Below are 4,573 nucleotides of genomic sequence, written 5' to 3'. Positions count from 1 at the left end.
CAGCTGACCGGCGCGGGGAACGCCGCCGTGGCGCTGGGCCTGGCGGCCGGTGTCTGCGCCCTGATCGGCCTGCGGGTGGCGAGCTACGACTACCCGTCGCGTTTCGTCCACATGACGGCCGGTGTCGCGCTGCCGCTGGCGCTCGCCGCGCCCGCCGTCCACCTCCTGGACCGCTTCCTGGTCTGACGTCCCACCCGCACCAGGGGAAACGGCCGCCGGAAGGGCGCACGCTCCTTCCGGCGGCCGTTTCCCGTCGGGAGTTTCCCCGGGTCGTTTAGGCTCGCCGGTGTGCGGGCGGGGGCCCGCGCACCGGTAAGGAAAGTCGACCGGCCGGACGTCCGGCCTCGTGCAGGGGGAATGATCCGGTGAAAGCACTGAGGGTGCTGCTGGTCCTGGTCATCGTCTTCGGCGGTCTGTTCGTGGCGGCGGACCGGTTCGCGGTGAACTTCGCCGAGGACAAGGCGGCCGACAAGATCCGCGCCGGTCAGGGCCTCGACCGGGCGCCGACCGTCGACATCCAGGGTTTCCCGTTCCTGACCCAGGTCATATCCGGCACCCTCGACGAGGTCGACGCCGAGATGAACGACCTCAAGGCCACCGCCGACGGCCACACCCTGCGCATCGACAAGCTGTCGGCCGCCTTCCACGACGTACGGCTGACCAGCGACTACTCCTCGATCGAGGGTGCCGCGCGGGCCACCGGCAGCGCCCACATCTCGTACGCGGCGCTGACCGAGGCCGCGGGCGGCAAGGTGCGGGTGCGCTACGCCGGGGAGAAGAACGGGCAGGCCCAGGTGAAGATCACCCCGAATGTCTCGCCGGACTTCCCGGTGCTGGGCTCGCTGGAGGTGACCGGCACGGTCACCACGGCCGGCGGGAACACGATCCGGCTCCAGGCCGACACGATCCCGGCGGTGTGCACCGCGATCCCCGCGTGCCGGGACCGGGTCCGCGCCCAGACCGACCACGAGTGGAAGCTGGACCGGCTGCCCGCCAACCTCAAGCTCGACAAGGTGACGGCGGACTCCTCCGGCGTCAAGATCTCCGCCTCCGGCACGGACGTCAAGCTCCACGGCTGACGTCACCCCGCGTCCACGGACCACCCCCCATGTCCGCTTCCTGAGACGCCGCGTCCCGTACGCCAGAACCCCGTGGCCAGGGCCGGTCCCGGGCCCCGTCCCCGGCCCGTCCCCCGCCCTTTCGTCCCGCACACCGGACATTTCCGTCTCATCATCCGACACACCGGTGACAGGGCGCACCGACCGTCCCTACGATCGGCCGCATGCAGAGCGCATTTTGCGGTCCCCGTTCCCGGGGACAGGCGGACCTCACCAAGCGGCGGGCAGTCGACCTGTGCCGCGTGGCCGCCATGCTCTGTCGTTCCTTCTGACGGGCCCCGACCGACCGGGCGACGGCCGCACCACGGCCTCCCCGCCCGCTCCCGTCGCCCCGGCCGTCGGCGGCCGCCCCCGATTCCCCCGCGCAGCGCCGCGTACGCAGGCCGCAGCGCGCCCCGGCGTACCCGCGCTCCACCGCACCCGCCCCCGCAACTGCCCCGGAGGAGAAGATCATGAGCCGTAGCGACGTCCTGGTGGACGCCGACTGGGTCGAGGCCCACCTCGACGACCCCAAGGTCGTCCTCGTCGAGGTCGACGAGGACACCTCCGCCTACGACAAGAACCACATCAAGAACGCCGTCCGCATCGACTGGCGCAAGGACCTCCAGGACCCGGTGCGCCGCGACTTCGTCGACCAGGCCGGCTTCGAGAAGCTGCTGTCGGAGAAGGGCATCGCCAACGACGACACCGTCGTCCTCTACGGCGGCAACAACAACTGGTTCGCGTCCTACGCCTACTGGTACTTCAAGCTCTACGGCCACGACGCCGTCAAGCTGCTCGACGGCGGCCGCAAGAAGTGGGAGCTGGACTCCCGCGACCTGGTCGACGGTTCCGAGGTCCCCGCCCGCCCCGCCACCACGTACCGGGCCAAGCCGCAGGACGTCTCGATCCGCGCCTTCCGTGACGACGTCGTCGCCGCCATCGGCACCACCAACCTCGTCGACGTCCGCTCCCCCGACGAGTTCAGCGGCAAGCTGCTCGCCCCCGCGCACCTGCCGCAGGAGCAGTCCCAGCGCCCCGGCCATGTGCCGAGCGCCCGCAACATCCCGTGGTCGAAGAACGCCAACGACGACGGCACCTTCAAGTCCGACGAGGAGCTGACGGCCCTCTACGAGGCCGAGCAGGTGGACCTGTCCAAGGACACCATCGCCTACTGCCGGATCGGCGAGCGCTCCGCGCTCACCTGGTTCGTGCTGCACGAGCTGCTCGACCAGCCCAACGTCAGGAACTACGACGGTTCCTGGACCGAGTACGGCTCGCTCGTCGGTGTCCCGATCGAGCTCGGCCCCGGCAAGTAAGCACGCCCCCGAAACCGCGAGGAAGTACCCCTTATGTGTGGAGCACAGGCCGGCGGCCCCGACGCCTCGACCATCAAGCCCGGTGAGACCACCATCCAGGGCAGCGTGACCCGCGACGGCGAGCCCGTCGCCGGGTACGTGCGGCTGCTGGACAGCACCGGCGAGTTCACCGCCGAGGTCCCCACCTCCGCGACCGGACAGTTCCGCTTCTACGCGGCCGAGGGCACCTGGACGCTGCGCGCCCTCGTCCCCGGCGCCACCGCCGACCGCACCGTCGTCGCCCAGCAGGGCGGCCTCGCCGAGGTCGCCATCGCCGTCTGACGGCGGCGGACCGCCGTACGGCCAAAGGGCCGCACCCCAGGGGTTGGACGCCTGCGGGGGTGCGGCCCTCCGCGCTGTGCGGTACGGCGCGCCGCCGGCTTCTTTCCACCGCGGCGCGGACTTAACGTGGAGGTATGCACGCGCCCCGCCGGCTGCCCCCGCAACGCCGCCGCCGCTGGTACTTCACGATGATGTCGGTCTGCATCGTCCTGTTCGTCCTGGCGTGGGGCGTCGTCCGGCTCTGGTCGGTCCCGGCGGCCGTGGCCCTGTGCCTGGTGGCCATGATCATCCCGCCGGTCGCCGCGATCGTCGCCAACCGGCGGGAGCCCGGCGAGCGCTGGTGGGACGAGAGCGGGGACCCGGAGTCCGACCGCTGGTGGCGCGAGCTCGACGAGCGCGACGACCACCGCTCGCCGTGACGGCGCCCGCCCGCTCAGTACACCAGCGCCTGCACACCGTCCGGCATGATCTCGCTGACGAAGACCTGCGCCCCGGCGATCCGCGCCCCCTCGATCAGGTCCTTCTGCTCGATGCCGCGGCGGGCCGCGCACTGGGTGCACACCGTGATCGTGCCGCCGCCCGCGAGGATGCCGTCGATCAGGTCCGGCAGCGGCGCGGAGTGCGGCAGGGAGAACTCCGCCGCCTTCCCCGGCAGCCCGAACCAGGCGGACTCCCCGGTCAGCCACAGCGACACCTCGACGCCGCTGGCCACCGCCACCGCCGCCACCGTGAACGCCTGCGAGCAGCGCTCGGGCCCGTCGGCCCCCGACGTCACCTTGATCACAAGTTTCTTCGCCATGGGCCCAGCGTAGAGGGGGCCGCGGGCCCGTCCGCCGGGGCGGGGAACCTCACAGCGCCGCCACCACGGGCGACGACTAGACTCGCAAGCGGTCCGTTACACCTCACTCCGCGCAAGGAGCGCCCTCGTGCTTGAGGCATTCTTCACCACCCTGCTCGTCCTGGTCGGCGTCGCCGTGATCGCCTTCGCCGGTCTGACCTGGAAGAAGCTGTACCAGGGCCAGCGCTGAGCCCCGCCCGCCACCGTCGTGGGAGCGGCCCGCGCGACCTTTCCCGTTCACTCCCTACAGATCGCCTGAGCTGATGATCGAGATCCCGTCCGACCTGAACCCGGCCCTCGTGCCCCTGGCCTTCCTCCTGGGCAACTGGGAGGGCGCGGGCGTCGCAGACTTCCCCGGTTCCGAGAAGTGCAACTTCGGCCAGGAGGTCACCTTCACCCACGACGGCCGTGACTTCCTGGAGTACACCTCGCACAGCTGGGTGCTCGACGGCGAGGGCAAGAAGGTCCGTCCGCTGGAGACCGAGAGCGGCTACTGGCGCGTCGACAAGGACCGCAAGGTCGAGGTCGTGATGATCCGCGACCAAGGCGTGGTGGAGATCTGGTACGGCGAGCTGGCCGACCAGAAGCCGCAGATCGACCTCGTCACCGACGCCGTCGCCCGCACCCCCGCGTCCGGCCCGTACAGCGGCGGCAAGCGGCTCTACGGCTACGTCAACAGCGACCTGATGTGGGTGGGCGAGAAGGCCACCCCCGAGGTGCCGCTGCGGCCCTACATGTCCGCGCACCTGAAGAAGGTCGTCGACCCGCGCGAGTGGGCCAAGGACCTCAAGGACCTGCCGGACGACGGCATCGCCTTCTTCAAGTGACGGACGCCGCCGGTACGACCGGCGGCCCTTGCACGAAGCGTCCCGCGGGGAAGTCCGGTGAGAGTCCGGCGCTGACCCGCAACGGTAAGCGGAGCACCCCTCCGTGAGCCCGACCGCCCGCGGCGGCGCGCACCCCACCCACTCGCCGCGGACTGCGAGGGGGCGCCACCG

At 71.2% G+C, this 4,573-nt stretch carries 7 protein-coding genes and 1 pseudogene; 7 read left to right on the top strand and 1 reads right to left on the bottom strand.

Annotation, left to right across the window (positions count from 1 at the left end):
* The 6 genes and pseudogenes from AC51EU_RS27335 to AC51EU_RS27310 form a co-directional block, all read left to right on the top strand.
* Positions 1 to 186 (top strand): annotated as a pseudogene (locus AC51EU_RS27335) (hypothetical protein); the annotation flags it as partial.
* 179 nt (positions 187 to 365) lie between these two features.
* The gene (locus AC51EU_RS27330) at positions 366 to 1,079 is read left to right on the top strand and encodes an LmeA family phospholipid-binding protein (protein WP_496269761.1); all 714 of its coding nucleotides are present in this window, start codon (positions 366 to 368) and stop codon (positions 1,077 to 1,079) included.
* A 203-nt stretch (positions 1,080 to 1,282) separates the two neighbouring features.
* Positions 1,283 to 1,390 carry a putative leader peptide gene (locus tag AC51EU_RS27325; RefSeq protein ID WP_496269760.1) on the top strand — a complete coding sequence of 36 codons (108 nt, stop codon included), beginning with the start codon at positions 1,283 to 1,285 and terminating at the stop codon, positions 1,388 to 1,390.
* 180 nt (positions 1,391 to 1,570) lie between these two features.
* Positions 1,571 to 2,416, top strand: coding sequence for a sulfurtransferase (locus AC51EU_RS27320; protein WP_496269759.1), 846 nt, complete (start codon positions 1,571 to 1,573; stop codon positions 2,414 to 2,416).
* Positions 2,417 to 2,449: 33 nt separating this feature from the next.
* Positions 2,450 to 2,737 (top strand): DUF1416 domain-containing protein, encoded by a 288-nt coding sequence (locus tag AC51EU_RS27315; protein ID WP_496269758.1) that lies wholly within the window; start codon positions 2,450 to 2,452, stop codon positions 2,735 to 2,737.
* A gap of 134 nt (positions 2,738 to 2,871) precedes the next feature.
* On the top strand, positions 2,872 to 3,156 hold the full coding sequence (locus AC51EU_RS27310; RefSeq protein WP_496269757.1) for a DUF3099 domain-containing protein: 285 nt from the start codon (positions 2,872 to 2,874) through the stop codon (positions 3,154 to 3,156).
* A gap of 14 nt (positions 3,157 to 3,170) precedes the next feature.
* Here the strand turns inward: AC51EU_RS27310 and AC51EU_RS27305 are convergent, their stop codons facing one another.
* Positions 3,171 to 3,536: a DsrE family protein gene (locus AC51EU_RS27305; protein WP_496269756.1), complete on the bottom strand. Its 366-nt coding sequence runs from the start codon at positions 3,534 to 3,536 to the stop codon at positions 3,171 to 3,173.
* Between the two features lie 302 nt (positions 3,537 to 3,838).
* Here AC51EU_RS27305 and AC51EU_RS27300 point away from each other — a divergent pair, with 302 nt between their 5' ends.
* Positions 3,839 to 4,402: a heme-binding beta-barrel domain-containing protein gene (locus AC51EU_RS27300; RefSeq protein ID WP_496269755.1), complete on the top strand. Its 564-nt coding sequence runs from the start codon at positions 3,839 to 3,841 to the stop codon at positions 4,400 to 4,402.
* Positions 4,403 to 4,573 lie beyond the last annotated feature (171 nt).

Source organism: Candidatus Streptomyces philanthi (assembly GCF_059553635.1).
This window is presented reverse-complemented; position numbering and strand designations above follow the sequence as displayed.

Bases quoted from the DNA above. Each gene is read 5' to 3' on its own strand.
- AC51EU_RS27315 (WP_496269758.1), top strand. From the start codon at position 2,450: ATGTGTGGAGCACAGGCCGGCGGCCCCGACGCCTCGACCATCAAGCCC.
- AC51EU_RS27320 (WP_496269759.1), top strand. From the start codon at position 1,571: ATGAGCCGTAGCGACGTCCTGGTGGACGCCGACTGGGTCGAGGCCCAC.
- AC51EU_RS27325 (WP_496269760.1), top strand. From the start codon at position 1,283: ATGCAGAGCGCATTTTGCGGTCCCCGTTCCCGGGGACAGGCGGACCTC.
- AC51EU_RS27300 (WP_496269755.1), top strand. From the start codon at position 3,839: ATGATCGAGATCCCGTCCGACCTGAACCCGGCCCTCGTGCCCCTGGCC.
- AC51EU_RS27310 (WP_496269757.1), top strand. From the start codon at position 2,872: ATGCACGCGCCCCGCCGGCTGCCCCCGCAACGCCGCCGCCGCTGGTAC.
- AC51EU_RS27305 (WP_496269756.1), bottom strand. From the start codon at position 3,536: ATGGCGAAGAAACTTGTGATCAAGGTGACGTCGGGGGCCGACGGGCCC.